The organism is Halobellus inordinatus (genome assembly GCF_024498335.1).
Taxonomy (GTDB): domain Archaea; phylum Halobacteriota; class Halobacteria; order Halobacteriales; family Haloferacaceae; genus Haloquadratum; species Haloquadratum inordinatus.
Genome location: NZ_CP101825.1, coordinates 716,436 through 733,979, shown reverse-complemented (window position 1 = coordinate 733,979; position 17,544 = coordinate 716,436). Strand labels below are relative to the sequence as shown.

Below are 17,544 nucleotides of genomic sequence, written 5' to 3'. Positions count from 1 at the left end.
CGGCGTGCGACCGCCGCTACGGACGATACTCGAAACTGAATCGTGATGGATCGTGAAATCCTGACAGCTTCGGCGCGAATCTGCCGCGGTCGTTTAAGTTTCTCCGCTCTAATACGGACGTATGACCGTAAACGTCCGAGACGCCGTCGAGGCGGACGCCGAGACGCTCGGGTCCATCGTCGACCTCCCCGCAGACGCGCTCCGGAACGTCGTCCACGACCGGACGGTGCGCCTCGCGGTCGACCAAGCCGACGCGGGGCCGAACGCCGACGCCGAAAACGGTGAGAACGCGGAATCGGTGCTCGGATTCGTCGCCTTCGACGTCAGAGACGGCACGGTACACGTGACTCAGCTCGCGGGCGACGCCGACGTGGCCGAACGACTGCTCGCGGAGCCGGTTCGCTTCGCGGTCAACGAGGGCTTCGACGTCGCCTTCGTCGTTCCGGACTCCGACGACGACGCCGAGGCCGCCGCCGAAGCCGCGGGCTTCGAGGCCGTCGGTCCGGGGCCACGCTTCGACGGCGACTCGACGACGCGGTACCGATTCCGGCCGGGTGACTGATCGCTGGTAGATCCCTATCAGGAGAACTTCCGCACCGTCATATCGAGCGTGTCGAGGTCGAGGATGGGTGCGTAGCCGACGTCGGGGTCGATGTTGACGGACTTCTGGAAGTCGGTCTGCGCCTGCCAGCAGCCGGAGTTGACCGCGAGGACGTTGTGGTACTTCCCCCACCCGAGTTTGTGGACGTGGCCGGTGTGGAAGACGTCCGGGACCTCCTCCATCACCAGGTAGTCCTTCTCCTCGGGGGCGAGCCGTGTCTTCCCGCCGAACTGCGGCGCGACGTGCCGCTTCTTCAAGAGTTGATACATCGCCTTGTGGGGGTCGTCGTAGCTCGCTTTCTCTTCGGGGAGTTCGGCGATGACCTCGTCGAGCGAGACGCCGTGATACATCTGGATATTCACGCCTTCGACGGTCACGAGCGACGGGTTACCCGTGATGCGCGCGTCGTGGGCCGACATAATGTCCCGGAGTCGCTCGTCGAACCCGGGTTGGGGCTCCGCGAGGCGAACGGCGTCGTGGTTCCCCGGGATCATCAGAATCTCCATATCGCCGGGGACGTCTTTGAGGTGTTCGGAGAACTGCTCGTACTGCTCGTAGATGTCGACGATGTCGAGCTCCTCGTCCTGGTCCGGGTAGACGCCGACGCCTTCGACCATATCACCCGCGATGAGCAGGTACTCCACCCGTTCTGCCGCCTCGGTGTGGAGCCAGTCGGCGAAGCGACCCCAGGCGTCGGCCTCGAACTCCTGGCTGCCGACGTGGACGTCCGAAATGAGGGCCGCCTGGACGTGTCTGTCGGCGGTGTTCGGCGAGTACGTCCGCGGCACGTCCGGGAAGTACATCGCGTCGACGAACATAATCCCCGCGTCGTCCGAGAGCGTCCCCTCGACGGCGATGCACTCGTCGAGCAGCAGTTCGTCGACCAGGCTGGCGAACTCGCGGTCTTTCATCACGAGACAGGGGAACGTCCCGGTCGTGTCTTCCAGTTCCACGAGCCAGTGGCCGCTTTTCGTCGATCGGATGTCGTTGACGAGGCCGATCATCGCGGCGTCGTTGCCGCCGCTCATCGACTGGATCGCCTCGGCCGGCCGGTGATTGACGCGGCCGCGGAGTTGCTTCGAGAGCTTCTCGTAGCGGTCGCGGAACACCTTCACGAAGTCCTCGTACGCCCCCGTCCCGGTGCTCTGACCGGTTATGTCGCCGCTGACCGCCAGCGACCGGAGCGCTGGGTCGCGTCGCGACGCTGCGTCCCCAGTGGGAGATGCATCGTCTGTAGCCCGCGTCGAGGTAGGCGCGCTCTCCACCTCCGGCGCGGTCGAATCCTCCATTTCGTCTGGAACCTCTGAATCGGGGCGACCATCTGCCGCTTGACGATTTTGTCCCGATTTTCCACTAGAAACAGAGGGGTCTGGAGAGACGCCGGAGTCGTCGGCGGTAGGTGCGGCATCTGTCGGGTCGGCGTCGGGTCGCGCCCCGCCGAGCGCGGCCCGGACGTCGGCGACGGTGATCCGCAGCGCGTCGTCGTCGACGGACTCGACGACCCGTTCGAGCGCTCGCGCGGGGTTCTCCGCGCCCGCGATGAGCGTCACTGCCTCCTGTTCGGCGTTGTAGCCGCGTCCGGCGAGTTCCCGCACGATGCGCACCGGCGTCTCCAGAGGCACACCGGGCGAAGGAGGTAGCGGAAGAAAAGCGTACTGAACCCGCCCGCCGATCGGGAGGCGCGGCCCAGAAGCTTGAAACGCGGCGACGGAGAACGTTCCGGTAGATGACGGACGACGAGGGCAGCGCGGACGACCCCGGCCGTTCTGACGTTCCCGACGACGTAGATTCGTCGGCCGACACGGACGCTGCCGACGCGGGTGAGCGACGCGACGAGGCTCGCGGGACGACGACGCCCCGTACTGACGACACTCCCTCCGGGACGGCGCACGAGGCGCGAGCGTCGTCCCCAGCCGACAGCGAAGACGACCAGCGTGGCGTCTCCGGTGGCGTCGCCGAATCGGGTCCGAACGGCGACCGTCGGCCGCGCCCCGAACCGGGATCAGCTGCCGCCGGCTCACAGAGCTTTCTCACGCGCTTTCGGACGGCCCAGAGCGGCCCTTTGATGTTCGTCCGCGAGACGATCTATAGCGCTGCGGCCGTTCTCGGCGTTGGCCTCCTGCTGTTTGCGATCAGCGGCGTCTGGCCGCCGATGGTCGCCGTCGAGAGCGGGAGTATGGAGCCCGAGATGCACCGCGGCGACCTCGTGTTCGTGACCGAACCGCACCGGTTCACGCCCGACTACGCCTACGACGACACTGGCATCGTCACGGTCGACATCGGCACCGAGCGAGGATATCGAAGCTTCGGTGGCAACGGCTCGGTCGTGATCTACGATCCGCCGGACCGCGTCGGCTCGCCCATCATCCACCGGGCGCACTTCTACGTCGAGGAAGGAGAGAACTGGTACGACGAGGCGAATCCGGCGTACGTGACGGCGGACGACTGCGATGCCCTCCAGAACTGCCCCGCGCCGCACGCCGGATTCATCACCAAGGGCGACGCGAACTCCCGATACGATCAAGCCAGCAACATCGCTGGCCCAGTGCGCCCCACCTGGATTCGCGGGACGGCCCGGCTCCGAATCCCGTATCTGGGGTACGTCCGGCTCCAGCTAGCCGGGATGTTCGCCGCGTAAGTCGCGGACGGCCGCTGGGCGTTCCCGCTCGGCGCTACTGATCGAGGACGTCGAGCGCCGCGGCCGCCTCCCGCGCGGCCGAGAGGTGCTCGCTCGCGCGTCGCGGATCGTCGGTCTGCTCGGCTAATTGCGCGTGTCGCGTCAGCGCCCGCAGCAGCGACTCGCGTGCGGTCTGTCTGTCCGCTGCGCCGTCCGCTGTCGACACACCCTCGGTGCGCCCCTCGCTATCGGGGGCTGCCGTCGCCTCGGGACGAGGCGTCGCGGTCACCGGGGTGGACTCGTGCCGTCCGTTCGCTGCCGACTCGGTGCTCGGTGTCGAAGCGGCACTGCTCGGCGTCGTTCCGGCGTCGGGGATCTGATCAGCCGCGGCTTCTGCCGACCGCTCCGCGGGCGAAACCGCGTCGACTTCGATCGATTCGGGCTCCCGCTGCGCTCCGGCACTTGCGTCCGTAGCATCTGCGGTGGGCTCCGGCGATCCCGACGCCGCAGGCGACTCGGCTGCTTGGGCCTCCGGCTCGGTTTCGGCGTCGGCCCCGGCGCCGCCCGCCTGCGCCTGCTCGCCGCCAGCGACGCGCTGGCAACTCGGACAGAACTCCTGACCCTGATACCGGAATATCGGCGCGCCGCACTCGTCGCAGTGCCGGTTGGTCATCGTCGCGCCCTTCAGCAGGAGTTCGCTCATCTGCTGGGTCTCTTTGCGTCGCTCTTCGTCTTTTTCGTACTTCTCGCGCAGTCGCTTCCGCTCCGCTTCCTCGTCGAAGTCGCTCACGTGTCCTGAAACGCGTCGTACGTCGAAAAATCCTCCGGGGTCCGGAGACGGGCGCGAAGCCGGCCTACAGCAGCGTCCCGCCGTAGAGATACAGACCGGCGAGTGCGACCTCGAAAACGAGCGTCCCGACCGCCGACAGGCCCAGGAACTTCCGGTCGTCCATCTCCGCGAACCCGGCCGGGACGGTCAACATCCCGCGCGTGAACAAGAGCGCGTTGCTCACGGGGACGACGATCGGCCCCCAGCGCTCGAACCACCCGTCGAAGCGGTCGAGCTTCGACTCCTCGATGCGGAACCACGACTTCGCGAGGAGGTACTCGCGGCCGCCACGCTGGGCGACTTTGAACAGCGCGTACTGGCCGACGGTCGCGCCGAGGACGGCGACGGCGAGGACCGGGAGGAGCGCGTCCCCGCCGAGCAACAGCAGCGAACCGGGGACGATCAGCTCGCTCGGCATGAAGTACATCAGCATCGCGCCTTCGAGCACGAAGACGCCGAAGAGCGCGACGTAAGCCCACTCGGACTCTAAGAGCGCCAGCAGGCGCGGGGGCATCGCGTCGAGTTGGAGGGCAAGCGCCGGCAACTGCATTATGTATCTGTTCCAGAGAGCGTCACAAACATATTTCGCTCCGTACGCCACGACCAGCGACGTCAGGATCCCACGCGTGTCGTCTCTTGCCGTGTCGGCACCTCGCGAGCGATGCGATTTTTTCCGGCCGTCGCGAAGTCCCGGTATGGACCTCACAGACCGCCCGCGGCGACTCCGCCGAGACGGCATCAGATCGCTCGTCAGCGAGACACAGCTCGACGCACACGACCTCGTCGCGCCGGTCTTCGTCGACGCGACCACCGACGAGCGCGTGCCGATCGACTCGATGCCGGGCCACGAGCGCGTGCCGATCGACGAAGCGGTCGCGCGCGTCGAGGAAGTGCGCGAGACGGGCGTCGAGGCCGTGATGGTGTTCGGCATCCCCGAGTCAAAAGACGAGCGGGGCACGCGCGCGTGGGCGGACGACGGCGTCGTCCAGGAGGCCGTCCGCCGGATCACCGCCGATACCGACGCCTACGTGATCACCGACGTCTGTCTCTGTGAGTACACCAGTCACGGCCACTGTGGCGTCCTCGAACCGGAGGCGGCCGAGGAACCGACGCTGACCGTCCAGAACGACCCGACGCTGGAACTGCTGGCGAAGACCGCCGTCTCCCACGCCGAGGCGGGCGCGGATATGGTCGCGCCGAGTTCCATGACTGACGGGATGGTCGGCGCGATCCGCGAGGGCCTCGACGCCGCGGGCTACGAGGACGTCCCGATTATGTCCTACGCGGCGAAGTACGAGAGCGCCTTCTACGGGCCGTTCCGCGACGCCGCCGACGGCGCGCCGGCGTTCGGTGACCGGCGACACTACCAGATGGACCCCGCGAACGGTCGCGAGGCGCTGCGGGAAGTCCGCCTGGACGTCGAACAGGGCGCGGACGTGTTGATGGTCAAGCCCGCGTTGGCGTATCTCGACGTCGTCCGCGACGTCCGACGGGAGTTCGAGCACCCGGTGGCGGCGTACAACGTCTCCGGCGAGTACGCGATGCTGCACGCCGCCGCCGAGAAAGGCTGGCTCGACCTCGAAGAAGTCGCCTACGAGTCGCTGCTCGCGATGAGACGCGCCGGTGCGGACCTGATCATCACCTACTTCGCCGAGGACGTCGCAGCGCGGCTCTGATCCCGCTGTCGGACCCTCAGCTCTCTCCTCGAAGACAATTTCCATACTGAAATCAGAGGCGGCGCGCGCTCCCTAGATAGTATAATCTGGCAGGAATTGCCTGAACGGATGTCCAATAGAATTCGAAATAATTCTGCGATTCTGGACAGAATAGGGCCTTATACACATAATATTGTTACCCAAATCATACGAACGTCTGAATACGAACACGTATTTTGGACGTTTTCAACTCCAAATTTTATATACTACCTTTGCTTGAAGATATCTCGTGAGACACAATACGAATCGCACCGAATTTGACGCACTGTTGGACGAATGTTCGTCAAAAGTGGTGAAAGTATGGTAACTCCGTTACAGGTCGATCCCGCGACGGTCGCCACCGGGATCAACAACGTCTGGGTGCTGGTGGTCACGTTCCTGATCTTCTTCATGCAGCCAGGCTTCGCGCTCCTCGAAGCGGGGCAGGTCCGCGCGAAGAACGTCGGGAACGTGTTGATGAAGAATATGACCGACTGGATCCTCGGCACGCTCATCTACTTCGTCGTCGGTGCCGGGGTGGTGAGCATCGTCGGAGCGCTGACCTCCGGCGGCAGCGTCGCCGGCGCGTTCGCGTACGTCAGCGATCCGAACGCGTGGATCGGCTGGCTCTTCGGTGCCGTCTTCGCGATGACGGCGGCGACCATCGTCTCCGGTGCGGTCGCAGAGCGGATGAACTTCAACGCGTACGTCCTCTTCACGATCCTGATGACGGCGGCGATCTACCCGGTCGTCGTCGGCTTCACGTGGGGCGGCGGCCTCCTCGCGAGCGGCGGATTCATCGGCGCTGCACTCGGCGCAGGCTACCTCGACTTCGCCGGCGCGACCGTCGTCCACATGTGCGGCGGCGTCGCCGGTCTGGTCGCGGCGAAGTTCGTCGGAGCGCGCAAGGGCCGCTACGACGAGAACGGTAACAGCCAGCCCATCCCGGGTCACTCGATGCTGCTGGCCGTCCTCGGAACGTTCATCCTCGCGTTCGGCTGGTACGGCTTCAACGTCGGCACGCAGGCGACCATCCTCGCGGTCGAGGACGGCAGCCTCACGTTTATGGGCGCCGCGCTCGGTCGCGTCGCGCTCGTGACGACCCTCGGAATGGGTGCGGGCGGTGCAATGGCGATGCTGACCTCCGCGCGCTACCAGGGCAAGCCTGACCCGCTCTGGACCGCGAACGGCCTCCTGGCCGGCCTCGTGGCCGTCACCGGCGCGGTCCCGCACGTCACCTGGTGGGGCGGCGCGCTGCTCGGCGGCCTCGGCGGCTTCTTGGTCCTGCCCGCGTTCCACTTCACCGTCGACCGGCTGAAGGTCGACGACGTCTGCGGCGTCTTCGCGGTCCACGGCGTCGCCGGCGCGGTCGGCACCGCGCTCATCCCGGTCTTTGCGGTCGGTGGCTTCGCGCTCAATCAGTTCGTGCTCCAGGTCGTCGGCGTCGGCGTCATCGCGCTCTGGACGATCGCCGCCTCGGCGGTCGTGCTCGTGGCGCTGGACTCGCTGGTCGGCCTCCGCGTGAGCGAGCGCGAAGAGAGCGAAGGCCTCGACGAGGGCGAACACGGCGTCGCGGTCTACCCCGAGTTCGTCCCCAACGAGCGTCGTGAGAGTACCGTCGCCACGGACGGCGGCGACATTCGTACCGACGGCGGTGCGGACGTCTCCGAAACGGAGGTGAGCGACGATGAGTGACGAGATCAAGCTGGTGATGGCGTACATCCGGCCGGACAAACTCTCGGACGTAAAGCAGGCGCTGGCAGAGGTCGGCGCGCCGTCGTTGACGGTCACGAACGTCTCCGGTCGCGGCTCTCAGCCCGCGAAGAAGGGACAGTGGCGCGGTGAGGAGTACACGGTCGATCTCCACCAGAAGGTGAAAGTCGAGTGCGTCGTCGCCGACATTCCGGCCGAGGACGTCGCCGACGCGATCCTCGAAGCGGCGAGCACCGACGAGAAAGGCGACGGGAAAGTGTTCGTGCTGCCTGTCGATTCGGCCTACCAGATCCGCACGGGCAAGACGGGTCCCGACGCGGTGTGACTGCCGTCCCCGCCGACGCAACGTAGCGCTCCGTTGGAGCGCAACGAGTGACTGGCCCACTCTTTCTTCTCCTGCCCTGACGCGGTTCTCGTCTCTCTTCCCGCTCTCGGATCAATCGCACCGCTCCTGATTTTCACGCGCGCTCACGGTCGCGGCTCGAAGACGGCCCACTGGACGCGCGGCGGTTCCCGGGCGACGAATGTCGCAAAGTTAGGCAACATTTGTCTCCTCTCTGCCCGATTCGAGACCTTATACTGTTCTTATATCCTTGTAATGTGGACGAACGAACTCTAAATACGGTATTATTTGAATAAATAAACGGAAATTATTATATCCTCCAAAGTCGGTAACATCTGACGGGACTCGCGAACGAAGGTTTGCGAATCAGCACAACAGATGTACGATCGTCCAAGTCACGCGGCTGCACCAACCGTGAGTGGTATCGAATGCTGAACAGCGTCCTTCAGTCGGATCTTTCGGCTGTCGTCCAGGGCGTCAACCTCGTGTGGGTCCTGACGGTGACGTTCCTGATCTTCTTCATGCACGCTGGGTTCGCGATGCTCGAAGCGGGACAGGTCCGCTCGAAGAACGTCGCCAACCAGCTCACGAAGAATCTCCTGACCTGGAGCGTCGGTGTCGTCGTGTTCTTCCTCGCGGGTGCGGCGATCTCGACGATCGTCGGCGGGCTGACCGGCGGCGGCTCGTACTCGGTCGCTGGCGCGTTTATGGATCTGTATTCGCCGGCAGCCGGGAACGTCACGGCCTGGGTCGACTGGCTCTTCGGTGCCGTCTTCGCGATGACGGCGGCGACCATCGTCTCCGGCGCCGTCGCGGGGCGCGCGAAACTCCGCGCGTACGTCACCTACACGATCATACTCGCGGCCGTCATCTACCCTGTCGTCGTCGGCTTCACGTGGGCGGGCGGCTTCCTCTCGGCGCTCGGCTTCCACGACTTCGCCGGTGGCGTGATCGTCCACGCGATGGGCGGTATCGCCGGGCTGACCGCCGCGTGGATCATCGGCCCGCGGGTGAACCGCTTCAACGACGACGGCTCCGTGAACGTCATCCCGGGCCACTCGATGACGTTCGCCGTCCTCGGGACGCTCATCCTGGCGTTCGGCTGGTACGGCTTCAACGTCGGCACCTCCGCGTCGCCGCTCGCGCTGACCGAGTCCGGCGGGGTCGCGCTCGGCTCTTTCGAGACTGTCGGTCGCGTCGCGCTCGTGACGACGCTCGGAATGGCCGCCGGCGCGATCGGTGCCGCGGCGGTCGCGACGTATAGGACCGGCAAAGTCGACACGCTCTACGTCGCCAACGGCGTCCTCGCCGGACTCGTCGGCATCACGTCGATCGCGGACGCCATCGTCTGGCCCGGCGCACTCGTCGTCGGCCTGCTCGCGGGCGCACAGCTCCCGGTCGTCTTCGAGTTCGTCGAGAAGCGCCTACAGATCGACGACGTCTGTGCGGTCTTCCCGGTCCACGGCTCCGCTGGCGTACTCGGCGCGCTCGCGTACCCGCTGTTCGCGACGGGCGTCTGGAACGGCTCCGCGTCTTTCGTCGGACTGGCGATCCCGCAGATCGTCGGCGTCGCGGTCATCGCCGGCTGGACGTTCCTCGCCACGGCAGTCGTCTTCGGCGCGTTCCGCGCGGTCGGACAAGCGCGCGTCTCCCGCCAGCACGAACTCGAAGGGCTCGACTCCTCGGAGCACGGCGTCGACACCTATCCGGAGTTCGGCGGCCCCGACGAGTCGGGCGCGCGCGTCGACGGCGGCGTGATCCGCCCGGACGGCGGCGTGACCCAAACTGATTCGGTCGACGACGGAGGTGAATCGCTATGAGCGACGCAACCACGAACGACAGCGAAATCAAACTCGTGATGGCGTACGTCCGCCCGGACAAACTCTCGGACGTTAAGCAGGCGCTGGCAGAGGTCGGCGCGCCGTCACTGACGGTCACGAACGTCTCCGGTCGCGGTTCCCAGCCCGCGAAGAAGGGCCAGTGGCGCGGCGAGGAGTACACGGTCGATCTCCACCAGAAGGTGAAAGTCGAGTGCGTCGTCGCCGACATTCCGGCCGACGACGTCGTCGACGCGATCGCCGACGCGGCGCACACCGGCGAGAAGGGCGACGGGAAAGTGTTCGTCCTGCCCGTCGAGTCGGCGCACCAGATCCGCACGGGTAAGTCCGGTCCTGACGCCGTATAGCGGCCCGTCCCCGATCGGTGCCGGAGAGAAAGATCAAAGACGGGCGCTCACCGCACTCCCGGTGTGGAACTGACGCCGGTCACCGCCCTCGGACTCGTCGCCGCGCTCGTCGGCTTCGAGTTACTCGACCGACTTCGCGGCGCCATCGCTGCCGAGTCGGGCGGACGCGCTGACGACGGCCCGTCTGCGCCCCCCGCGGACGTGAGTCCGCTGGCCACCGACCTCCGCGAGCACGTCTGGAAGTGGGTGATTCCGGGACTCCTTCTGGTGATCGTCGCCCTCGAAGGCAACTCGCTGGCCTCGATCGGCTGGCGGGTCGACTCCGTCGAACGGCTCATCTTCCAGATCGGCGTCGGTCTCGCGGTGATGCTCGGGATGAACATCCTCTTTTCGCCGCTGTGGGCGCGCGTCGGCGACGGCGGCGAGAGCCTCGCGGCCGGTCTCGGGACGTTCGCGTCGCTGTCGGTCCCCGAACGGCTGTTCGTCGCGCTCACCGCGGGCGCGACCGAGGAGACCGCCTTCCACGGTTACGCGCTCGAACGCCTGCTCGCGCTCACCGGGAACGTCCCGCTCTCCGGCGGGATCGCCTTTCTCGCGTTCACGCTCGGCCACACTGGCGACACGTGGGACCGGGACGCCGTCGCCCGAATCGCCCAGCCAGCCCTCGTCACGACGCTGCTGTATCTCTGGTTTCGATCGTTGCCAGTGCTGATCGCCATTCACGCGCTGAACGACGCGGTCGGCCTCCTGCTCGCAGATCGGTTCGTGGTCCCGGACGACGGTGGCGGGCCGGCCGACGGACGCGACCCTGAGGCGGCAGAACGGGCCACCTCCGCCGCCGACGGGGACGACTCGGACGCACTCGGGTGGCTCCGTGGCGAGTGAGTGGCCCCCAGTTTCAGACACAGTCTGCTGCGAACACTCACGTCTGCCCGACGACTGCGCGAAGCGACAAGGATTTTGGACGCGCCGGTCGAATCGAGGCGTATGAACCACGACGAGTCGCGGGCGCTGTACGACCGCGCGCTGTCGGTGCTCCCCGGCGGCGTCAACTCCTCGGTTCGGGCGACCCGACCGTACCCGTTCTTCATCGAGCGCGGCGACGGCGCACACGTCGTCGACGCCGACGGCAACCGCTACATCGACTACGTGATGGGCTACGGCCCGCTGCTGTACGGCCACGATATGCCCGAGCCAGTTCGCGCCGCCGTCCAGTCGCACGCCGCTGACGGCCCGATGTACGGCGCGCCGACGGAGATCGAAGTCGACCTCGCGGAGTTCGTCGCCCGGCACGTCCCCTCCGTCGAGATGATCCGCTTCGTCAACTCCGGGACCGAAGCGACCGTCTCGGCCGTCCGCCTCGCGCGCGGCTACACCGGCCGCGACAAGATCGTCGTGATGCAGGGCGGCTACCACGGCGCCCAGGAGTCGACGCTCGTCGAGGGCGGCCCCGAACACGCCGAACCGAGCACGCCCGGCATCCCCTCGTCGTTCGCGGAGCACACGATTCCGGTGCCGTTCAACGACGAGGAGGCGATCGAGCGCGTCTTCGAAGCGCACGGCGAGGAAATCGCCGCAGTTCTGACCGAACCGATTCTTGCCAATACCGGTATCGTCCTGCCCGTGGACGGCTACCTCGAACGCCTCCGCGAACTGACCGCCGCCCACGACTCCCTTTTGATCTTCGACGAGGTCATCACGGGCTTCCGCGTCGGCGGCCTCCAGTGCGCGCAGGGAAAATTCGGCGTCACGCCGGACGTGACGACGTTCGGCAAGATCGTCGGCGGCGGGTTCCCCGTCGGCGCGATCGGCGGCCGCTCGGAGATCATCGAGCACTTCACGCCCGCCGGCGACGTCTTCCAGTCCGGCACCTTCTCGGGTCACCCCGTGACGATGGCTGCCGGCTACGAGTACCTCACCTACGCTGCCGAGAACGACGTCTACGAACACGTGAACCGCCTCGGCGAGCGCCTGCGGAAAGGCATCGCCGAGATCGCCGCCGATCAGGCGCCCGCATACACGGTCGTCGGCACCGACTCGATGTTCAAGACGGTCTTCACGCGCGACGGCCCCGCCTCGGCCGACGCCGACGTCTGTGACGCCGGCTGCCGACAGCGCGAGTCGTGCGCGCGGTACGACCACTGTCCGAAGACGGGCGCCGACGTCGCCGACGCCGAGACCGAGCGCTGGGAGCGGATCTTCTGGCAGGAGATGAAAGAGCAGGGTATCTTCCTCACCGCCAATCAGTTCGAGTCGCAGTTCGTCTCCTACGCCCACACCGACGAGGACGTCGAGGAGACGCTCGAAGCGTACAAAGAGGCGCTGTAGGTCGTTTCGTCACGGTCCCGGACTTTTTGTAGGATACCGGCGTACGGAGGGGTATGTCGAGCCCTCCACACGACGAGTCTCCCTCTGAGGACGACACTCCGACGCCGCCGACCGACGAGCCGACGCCGCCGACCGACGAGCCGACGCCGCCGACTGACGAGCAGTCGCGAGAACGCGACGTGACCTCGCCCATCGGCGAGCAAGCGCAGGACTTCGACGACCCGATCGGCGACCTCCTCCCGCGCGCGAGCGTCGACTCGCGGTGGTGGTACTGGATCGCCGCGATCCCGCTGTACGTCGTCCTCGGCGGCGTCCTCGCCGTCCTGTTCGTCGGCGCGTTCCTCTTCGACATCTTTCTCACCGGCGGAATCGCGACGGTCTTCGGGGCGTTCATCGTTCTCCCCGTTTTGGGCCTTCTCGGCCTCGTCCTCACCATCCTGTTCCCGGTCGCGACCTACGTCGACGCGCGAGCGGTCGCCGAATCGGACGCGTCGTGGACGCCCGACCCGCTCGTCTGGGGCCTGGCGGCACTCGCGACGGTCGTCCTGAGCGCGTTCACGCTGAGCGTCGTGCTGGCGCTGTACTACCTCTACAAGCGGCACGTCGCGGTCGGCACGCCCTGAGACCACCCTTCGGTCTCCAGCGTGCCGTCTCTCATCCCGACTCGACCCCGATATACGCCCGGAACCATCGCCACGTTCGCGGATGCGCGAGCGCGACCCCGACAGCGAGCGCGACGAGCCAGTACGCGAGCGTGAGTCCGAACGCGCGCCACGACCCGCCCGTAGCGACGACACGCCCGTGCCCCGAGAAGACATATAGCACGAGGAACGTCACCATCGTCGCGACGCCGACGACGAAGCCGCGGAACAGTTCCCAGGAGGGGTCGTAGTATCGGACGACAGCGACGCCAGCGACCGAGAGAATCGGCGCGTACAGATCCTGCGCAGGCGGCGACAGCGGCAGCGCCGACGTGACGACGCTCACCGGCGTGAACGCCGAGTTGAGCAGGAACCACAGCACTGCGACGTGGAGGAGTTCGCCGAATTCGTCGGCGATCCGGGTAGCGAGGGACACGGGGATCTATCGGTAGCGCCGCAGTGAGTCGGTTTCGGTCCGTCGTTCGCGGCGGTCCCGACAGCTCACCCTGCCAGTGACACCTTCGCAACGGAAGTGGTGGCCTTTTCACCTGTGGCCGCCGAAGTTTCGGCAATGACTACTCGCGGGACACTCCGACTTGCGACGCGGGGCTCGGATCTGGCGCTCCGGCAGGCAGCCAGCGTCCGAGACTCGCTCTCGGACCGGAAACTGGACGTGGAACTCGTCGAAGTCGAGACGCGCGGCGACCAGATCAGAGACGAACTCATCCACCGACTCGGGAAGACCGGCGCGTTCGTCCGCGCCCTCGACGAGAAGGTCCTCGACGGCGAGGTCGACGCCGCGGTCCACTCGATGAAGGATATGCCGACCGAGCGCCCGCCGGACCTCGTCGTCGCCGGCGTCCCCGAGCGCGCGTCGGCCGCGGATCTGCTCCTCACGACCGACGGGACCGCACTGGAAGACCTGCCCGTCGGGGCCGTCGTCGGGACGTCGTCGCTCCGCCGGAAGGCGCAGATTCTCGCGACGCGTCCGGACCTCGAGGTCGAACCGCTCCGCGGCAACGTCGACACGCGGATCGAGAAGCTCCTCGCGCCCGAGCTACAGGCCGAACACGAACGGCGCGTCGACGCCGACCGCGACGAGAAGGGCAACGCTGCAGAGGCGTCTGCGGAGGGCGAAGAGTACGAATCGGAGTTCGACGAGTCCATCGAAGAGTGGTTCGACGGCCTCGCGGAGATCGAACGCCGCGCGCTCGAACGCGAACTCGACGTCGAGTACGACGCCATCGTCCTCGCGGAGGCCGGCCTGCGGCGCGCGGGCCTGCTACACCACGTCGAGTACGCGCGCCTCGATCCGGCCTCGTTCGTCCCCGCCCCCGGCCAAGGCGCGATCGCGATCACGGCCCGGCGCGACAGCGACGCGACCGAGAAGATCCGCTCGACGCTCGACCACCCGCGGACGCGCGTCGAGACGACCGTCGAGCGGACGGTGCTTGCCGAACTCGGTGGCGGCTGTATCGCCCCGATCGGCGTCCACGCCAAACTGCAGGGGAAGCACGTCCACACGACCGCTCGCATCCTCTCCGGCGACGGCGAGGAGGAAGTGCAGGCGAGCCGTGACCTGCCGGTCGACGACCACGCCAACGCGGCGGCTGAGTTCGCCGACGCACTCGCCGAGCGGGGTGCCGACGACCTGATTGCCGAGGCGCGCGAAGCCGCGGAGGAGTGACGATGGAAGACGAGACGACAGCCGACGCGGTCGACGGCGATGCGACGGGCGGCGCTGCGGCAGCCGAATCGGATGCCGACACCGACGTCGGGATGGTCTACCTCGTCGGTAGCGGCCCCGGCGACCCGGAACTGCTGACGGTGAAAGCGAAGCGACTCCTCGAAGAAGCCGACGTCGTCCTCCACGACAAGCTTCCCGGCCCGGAGATCATCGAGTCGATCCCCGAGGAGAAACGCGAGGACGTCGGCAAGCGCGCCGGTGGCGAGTGGACGCCCCAGGAGTACACCAACCGCCGACTCGTCGAACTCGCCCGCGAAGGAAAGACCGTCGTCCGACTGAAGGGCGGCGACCCGTTCGTCTTCGGGCGCGGCGGTGAGGAGATGGAACACCTCGCCAGCGAGGAAATTCCGTTCGAGATCGTTCCCGGTATCACGTCGGCGATCGCCGGCCCCGGAACGGCCGGCATCCCCGTCACGCACCGCGATCACGCCTCGTCGGTCTCGTTCGTCACGGGCCACGAGGACCCGACGAAAGAGGAGTCGGCGGTGAACTGGGAGGCGCTCGCGGCCACGGGCGGCACCATCGTCGTCCTGATGGGCGTCGGGAAACTGCCGGATTACACCGCCGCGCTTCGCGACGCCGGGATGGACCCCGACACGCCCGTGGCGCTCGTCGAGCGCGCGACGCGTCCGGAGATGCGCGTCGCGACCGGGACGCTCGATACGATCGTCGACGTCCGCGACGAGGAGGGGATCGAACCGCCCGCGATCACCGTGATCGGCGCGGTCGCGTCGACGCGTGAGCGCGTCGTCGAGGTCCTGCGGAACCGCACGGGCGACGCCGTCGAGGTGGCCGACGAATGACCCGCGACGTCAGAGTCGCCGTGTTCCGCCCCGACGACGAACGGATGGCCGAGGCCGTCGAACTGCTCGACTCCCTCGGCGCGGCTCCGGTTCCCGATCCGATGCTCGCGGTCGAACCAACGGGCGCGGTGCCTGATGGGGCCGACGACGTCCCCGATCCGGATATCGTCGTCCTGACGAGCAAGACGGGCGTCGAACTTCTCGCGGATGCAGGGTGGAGTCCGGGCGAGGCGACTCTCGTTTGCATCGGCCCGCGAACTGCTGCCGCCGCTCGCGACGCCGGCTGGACCGTCGACGTCGTCCCCGAGGAGTACACCTCGTCGGGCCTCGTCGAGACGCTCGCAGACGAGGTCGACGGCCGCCGCGTCGAGGTCGCGCGCAGCGATCACGGCAGCGACGTCTTACTCGACGGGCTTCGCGACGCGGGCGCGGACGTGCACGAGACGGTTCTGTACCGACTCGTCCGCCCCGAGGGCTCCGGCCAGTCGACCGTGATGGCTGCGGGCGGCGAACTCGACGCCGTCTGTTTTACCTCGTCGCTGACCGTCGCGAACTTCCTTGACGCGGCCGACGAACGCGGCGTCCGAGAGGAGGCCGTCGCCGGCCTGAATCGCGCCGTCGTCGGCGTCATCGGTGACCCGACGCGGGAGACAGCCGAGGGGTACGGTGTCCGCGTCGACGTCGTCCCCGAGAACGCGACGTTCGAGGAACTGGCCACCGAGGTCGTCGAGACCGCCGCGCCGACGTACCACGAGTGAGTTAGCACGTCGCCGAGCTGACACCACTCGCCTCCCCGATCACCGCCGCCGACTCGACAGCGTGAAGTCCGCCGCACTCCGACGACGCGAGCGTGTCGCGTGACTGGCGATCGGTCGGTCTCGTCGCAGGGTGGCAGACGGCCGCGAGTCTCTGCTACTACAGCATTTTCGCCGCGACGGGGTTCGTCCGCGAGGCGTTCACGCTTTCTGAGTCGCTCGTCGGCCTCTTTCTGACGGCCGCGCTCGTCGGCTACACCGTGACGCTCTTTCCGAGCGGGGCCGCCGTCGACGGCTACGGCGAACGCCCGGTGATGATCGCCGGTCTGCTCGCGCTCGCTGCTGCCGCAGTCGGCGTATCCTTCGCGCCGACGTACGCGACCGTCCTCGCGGCGGGCGGCGTCCTCGGCGCGGCGTACTCGACGGCGATGCCAGCCTCGAACCGCGGTATCGTCGCGCACGCACCGACGGGGCAGACGAACCTCGCGATGGGGCTCAAGCAGGTCGGCGTCACGACCGGCAGCGCGGCGGCCTCACTCCTCGTCACGGGCGTCGCCGCCGTCCTCGCGTGGCAGGTCGGCTTCTGGGTGATCGCGCTCCTGGCTGTGGGCTACGCTGCCCTGTTCGCTGCGCGCTACCGCGGGCAGGAGGGCACTGGCGAGCTCTCGGTCCCGGACGTGACGGGGCTGTTCGAGCAGCGCGCGTACGCCGTCCTCGTCGCGGCCGGTCTGTTTCTCGGGGCATCTATCTTCACGATGCTCGGGTACATCGTCCTCTACGTGCAGGACGCCGTCGGTGCCAGCGCCGCCATCGGCGGAATCGCGCTCGCACTCACGCAGATCACGGGGAGCGTCGCCCGCGTCGGCGCGGGTAGCCTCGCCGACCGGCTTGGCGGCGCACGCGGTGCCGCGCTCGTCGCGCTCGGCCAACTCGGGCTCGGAACCGCACTGTTCGGAACGCTCGCGTTCGATCCGGGATCGCTCGTCCCCGTGCTCGTCCTCTTCGCGGGCCTCGGACTCTCGATCCACGGCTCGACGGGCGTCTTCTACTCGTGTCTCACCGACCTCGTCGACGGCGACGAAGTGGGCGCGGCGACCGCCGGCGGGCAGACCGCGATCAACGTCGGCGGTGTGGTGACGCCGCCGATTTTCGGCTTCCTCGTCGAGACCGGCGGCTACGACGCCGCCTGGGCGCTCCTGGCACTCACCGCCGGCGCGGCCACGCTCCTGCTGCTGCTCGTCACTCGCCAAACGTAAGCCGCGGCGAGCCACCGCGGCGGACTGGAGCG

At 67.4% G+C, this 17,544-nt stretch carries 18 protein-coding genes; 14 read left to right on the top strand and 4 right to left on the bottom strand.

All coding sequences use genetic code 11. From position 1 onward, the window contains the following. Window positions 1-121 precede the first annotated feature (121 nt). The gene (locus tag NO362_RS03760) at window positions 122-562 is read left to right on the top strand and encodes a hypothetical protein (RefSeq protein WP_256546177.1); all 441 of its coding nucleotides are present in this window, start codon (window positions 122-124) and stop codon (window positions 560-562) included. A gap of 17 nt (window positions 563-579) precedes the next feature. On the opposite strand, the gene NO362_RS03755 is transcribed toward NO362_RS03760, so the two are convergent. Beyond that, on the bottom strand, window positions 580-2,223 hold the full coding sequence (locus NO362_RS03755) for a DNA-directed DNA polymerase II small subunit (RefSeq protein WP_256546176.1): 1,644 nt from the start codon (window positions 2,221-2,223) through the stop codon (window positions 580-582). Window positions 2,224-2,327: 104 nt separating this feature from the next. Between NO362_RS03755 and NO362_RS03750 the strand changes: the two genes are divergently transcribed. Continuing rightward, window positions 2,328-3,239, top strand: coding sequence for a S24/S26 family peptidase (locus NO362_RS03750; RefSeq protein ID WP_256546175.1), 912 nt, complete (start codon window positions 2,328-2,330; stop codon window positions 3,237-3,239). Between the two features lie 34 nt (window positions 3,240-3,273). Here NO362_RS03750 and NO362_RS03745 read toward each other — a convergent pair whose 3' ends face one another. Together NO362_RS03745 and NO362_RS03740 are read right to left on the bottom strand one after the other, a co-directional pair. Beyond that, window positions 3,274-4,008 (bottom strand): Sjogren's syndrome/scleroderma autoantigen 1 family protein, encoded by a 735-nt coding sequence (locus NO362_RS03745; RefSeq protein ID WP_256546174.1) that lies wholly within the window; start codon window positions 4,006-4,008, stop codon window positions 3,274-3,276. Window positions 4,009-4,072: 64 nt separating this feature from the next. Next, window positions 4,073-4,597, bottom strand: a complete 525-nt coding sequence (locus NO362_RS03740; RefSeq protein ID WP_121570804.1) for a DedA family protein — start codon at window positions 4,595-4,597, stop codon at window positions 4,073-4,075. Window positions 4,598-4,742: 145 nt separating this feature from the next. Between NO362_RS03740 and hemB the strand changes: the two genes are divergently transcribed. From hemB to NO362_RS03700, 8 genes are all read left to right on the top strand, one after another. Next, window positions 4,743-5,723 (top strand): porphobilinogen synthase, encoded by a 981-nt coding sequence (gene hemB / locus NO362_RS03735; RefSeq protein ID WP_256546173.1) that lies wholly within the window; start codon window positions 4,743-4,745, stop codon window positions 5,721-5,723. A gap of 339 nt (window positions 5,724-6,062) precedes the next feature. After that, window positions 6,063-7,436, top strand: coding sequence for an ammonium transporter (locus NO362_RS03730; protein ID WP_256288485.1), 1,374 nt, complete (start codon window positions 6,063-6,065; stop codon window positions 7,434-7,436). Further along, window positions 7,429-7,779 carry a nitrogen regulatory protein GlnK1 gene (glnK1, locus tag NO362_RS03725; RefSeq protein ID WP_256546172.1) on the top strand — a complete coding sequence of 117 codons (351 nt, stop codon included), beginning with the start codon at window positions 7,429-7,431 and terminating at the stop codon, window positions 7,777-7,779. Before NO362_RS03730 ends, glnK1 (NO362_RS03725) begins: the two co-directional genes overlap by 8 nt. A gap of 446 nt (window positions 7,780-8,225) precedes the next feature. Further along, window positions 8,226-9,617, top strand: coding sequence for an ammonium transporter (locus tag NO362_RS03720; protein WP_439331161.1), 1,392 nt, complete (start codon window positions 8,226-8,228; stop codon window positions 9,615-9,617). Continuing rightward, window positions 9,614-9,982, top strand: a complete 369-nt coding sequence (glnK1, locus tag NO362_RS03715; protein ID WP_256546171.1) for a nitrogen regulatory protein GlnK1 — start codon at window positions 9,614-9,616, stop codon at window positions 9,980-9,982. The genes NO362_RS03720 and glnK1 (NO362_RS03715) overlap by 4 nt, the downstream gene beginning before the upstream one ends. A gap of 63 nt (window positions 9,983-10,045) precedes the next feature. Next, complete coding sequence (locus tag NO362_RS03710) at window positions 10,046-10,867, top strand: CPBP family glutamic-type intramembrane protease (RefSeq protein ID WP_256288487.1); 822 nt, start codon at window positions 10,046-10,048, stop codon at window positions 10,865-10,867. A gap of 102 nt (window positions 10,868-10,969) precedes the next feature. Then, on the top strand, window positions 10,970-12,310 hold the full coding sequence (gene hemL / locus NO362_RS03705) for a glutamate-1-semialdehyde 2,1-aminomutase (RefSeq protein ID WP_256546170.1): 1,341 nt from the start codon (window positions 10,970-10,972) through the stop codon (window positions 12,308-12,310). A gap of 53 nt (window positions 12,311-12,363) precedes the next feature. Next, on the top strand, window positions 12,364-12,933 hold the full coding sequence (locus NO362_RS03700) for a hypothetical protein (protein ID WP_256546169.1): 570 nt from the start codon (window positions 12,364-12,366) through the stop codon (window positions 12,931-12,933). 31 nt (window positions 12,934-12,964) lie between these two features. On the opposite strand, the gene NO362_RS03695 is transcribed toward NO362_RS03700, so the two are convergent. Continuing rightward, a complete protein-coding gene (locus NO362_RS03695; RefSeq protein WP_256546168.1) occupies window positions 12,965-13,387 on the bottom strand; it encodes a hypothetical protein in 423 nt (140 codons plus the stop codon). Between the two features lie 135 nt (window positions 13,388-13,522). Between NO362_RS03695 and hemC the strand changes: the two genes are divergently transcribed. From hemC to NO362_RS03675, 4 genes are all read left to right on the top strand, one after another. Beyond that, window positions 13,523-14,638, top strand: coding sequence for a hydroxymethylbilane synthase (hemC, locus tag NO362_RS03690; protein ID WP_256546167.1), 1,116 nt, complete (start codon window positions 13,523-13,525; stop codon window positions 14,636-14,638). Between the two features lie 2 nt (window positions 14,639-14,640). Further along, on the top strand, window positions 14,641-15,501 hold the full coding sequence (cobA, locus tag NO362_RS03685; RefSeq protein WP_439331160.1) for a uroporphyrinogen-III C-methyltransferase: 861 nt from the start codon (window positions 14,641-14,643) through the stop codon (window positions 15,499-15,501). Continuing rightward, window positions 15,498-16,259 carry a uroporphyrinogen-III synthase gene (locus NO362_RS03680; RefSeq protein WP_256546166.1) on the top strand — a complete coding sequence of 254 codons (762 nt, stop codon included), beginning with the start codon at window positions 15,498-15,500 and terminating at the stop codon, window positions 16,257-16,259. Before cobA ends, NO362_RS03680 begins: the two co-directional genes overlap by 4 nt. Window positions 16,260-16,351: 92 nt before the next feature. Further along, complete coding sequence (locus tag NO362_RS03675; RefSeq protein ID WP_256546165.1) at window positions 16,352-17,512, top strand: MFS transporter; 1,161 nt, start codon at window positions 16,352-16,354, stop codon at window positions 17,510-17,512. The last annotated feature ends 32 nt before the right edge of the window (window positions 17,513-17,544 follow it).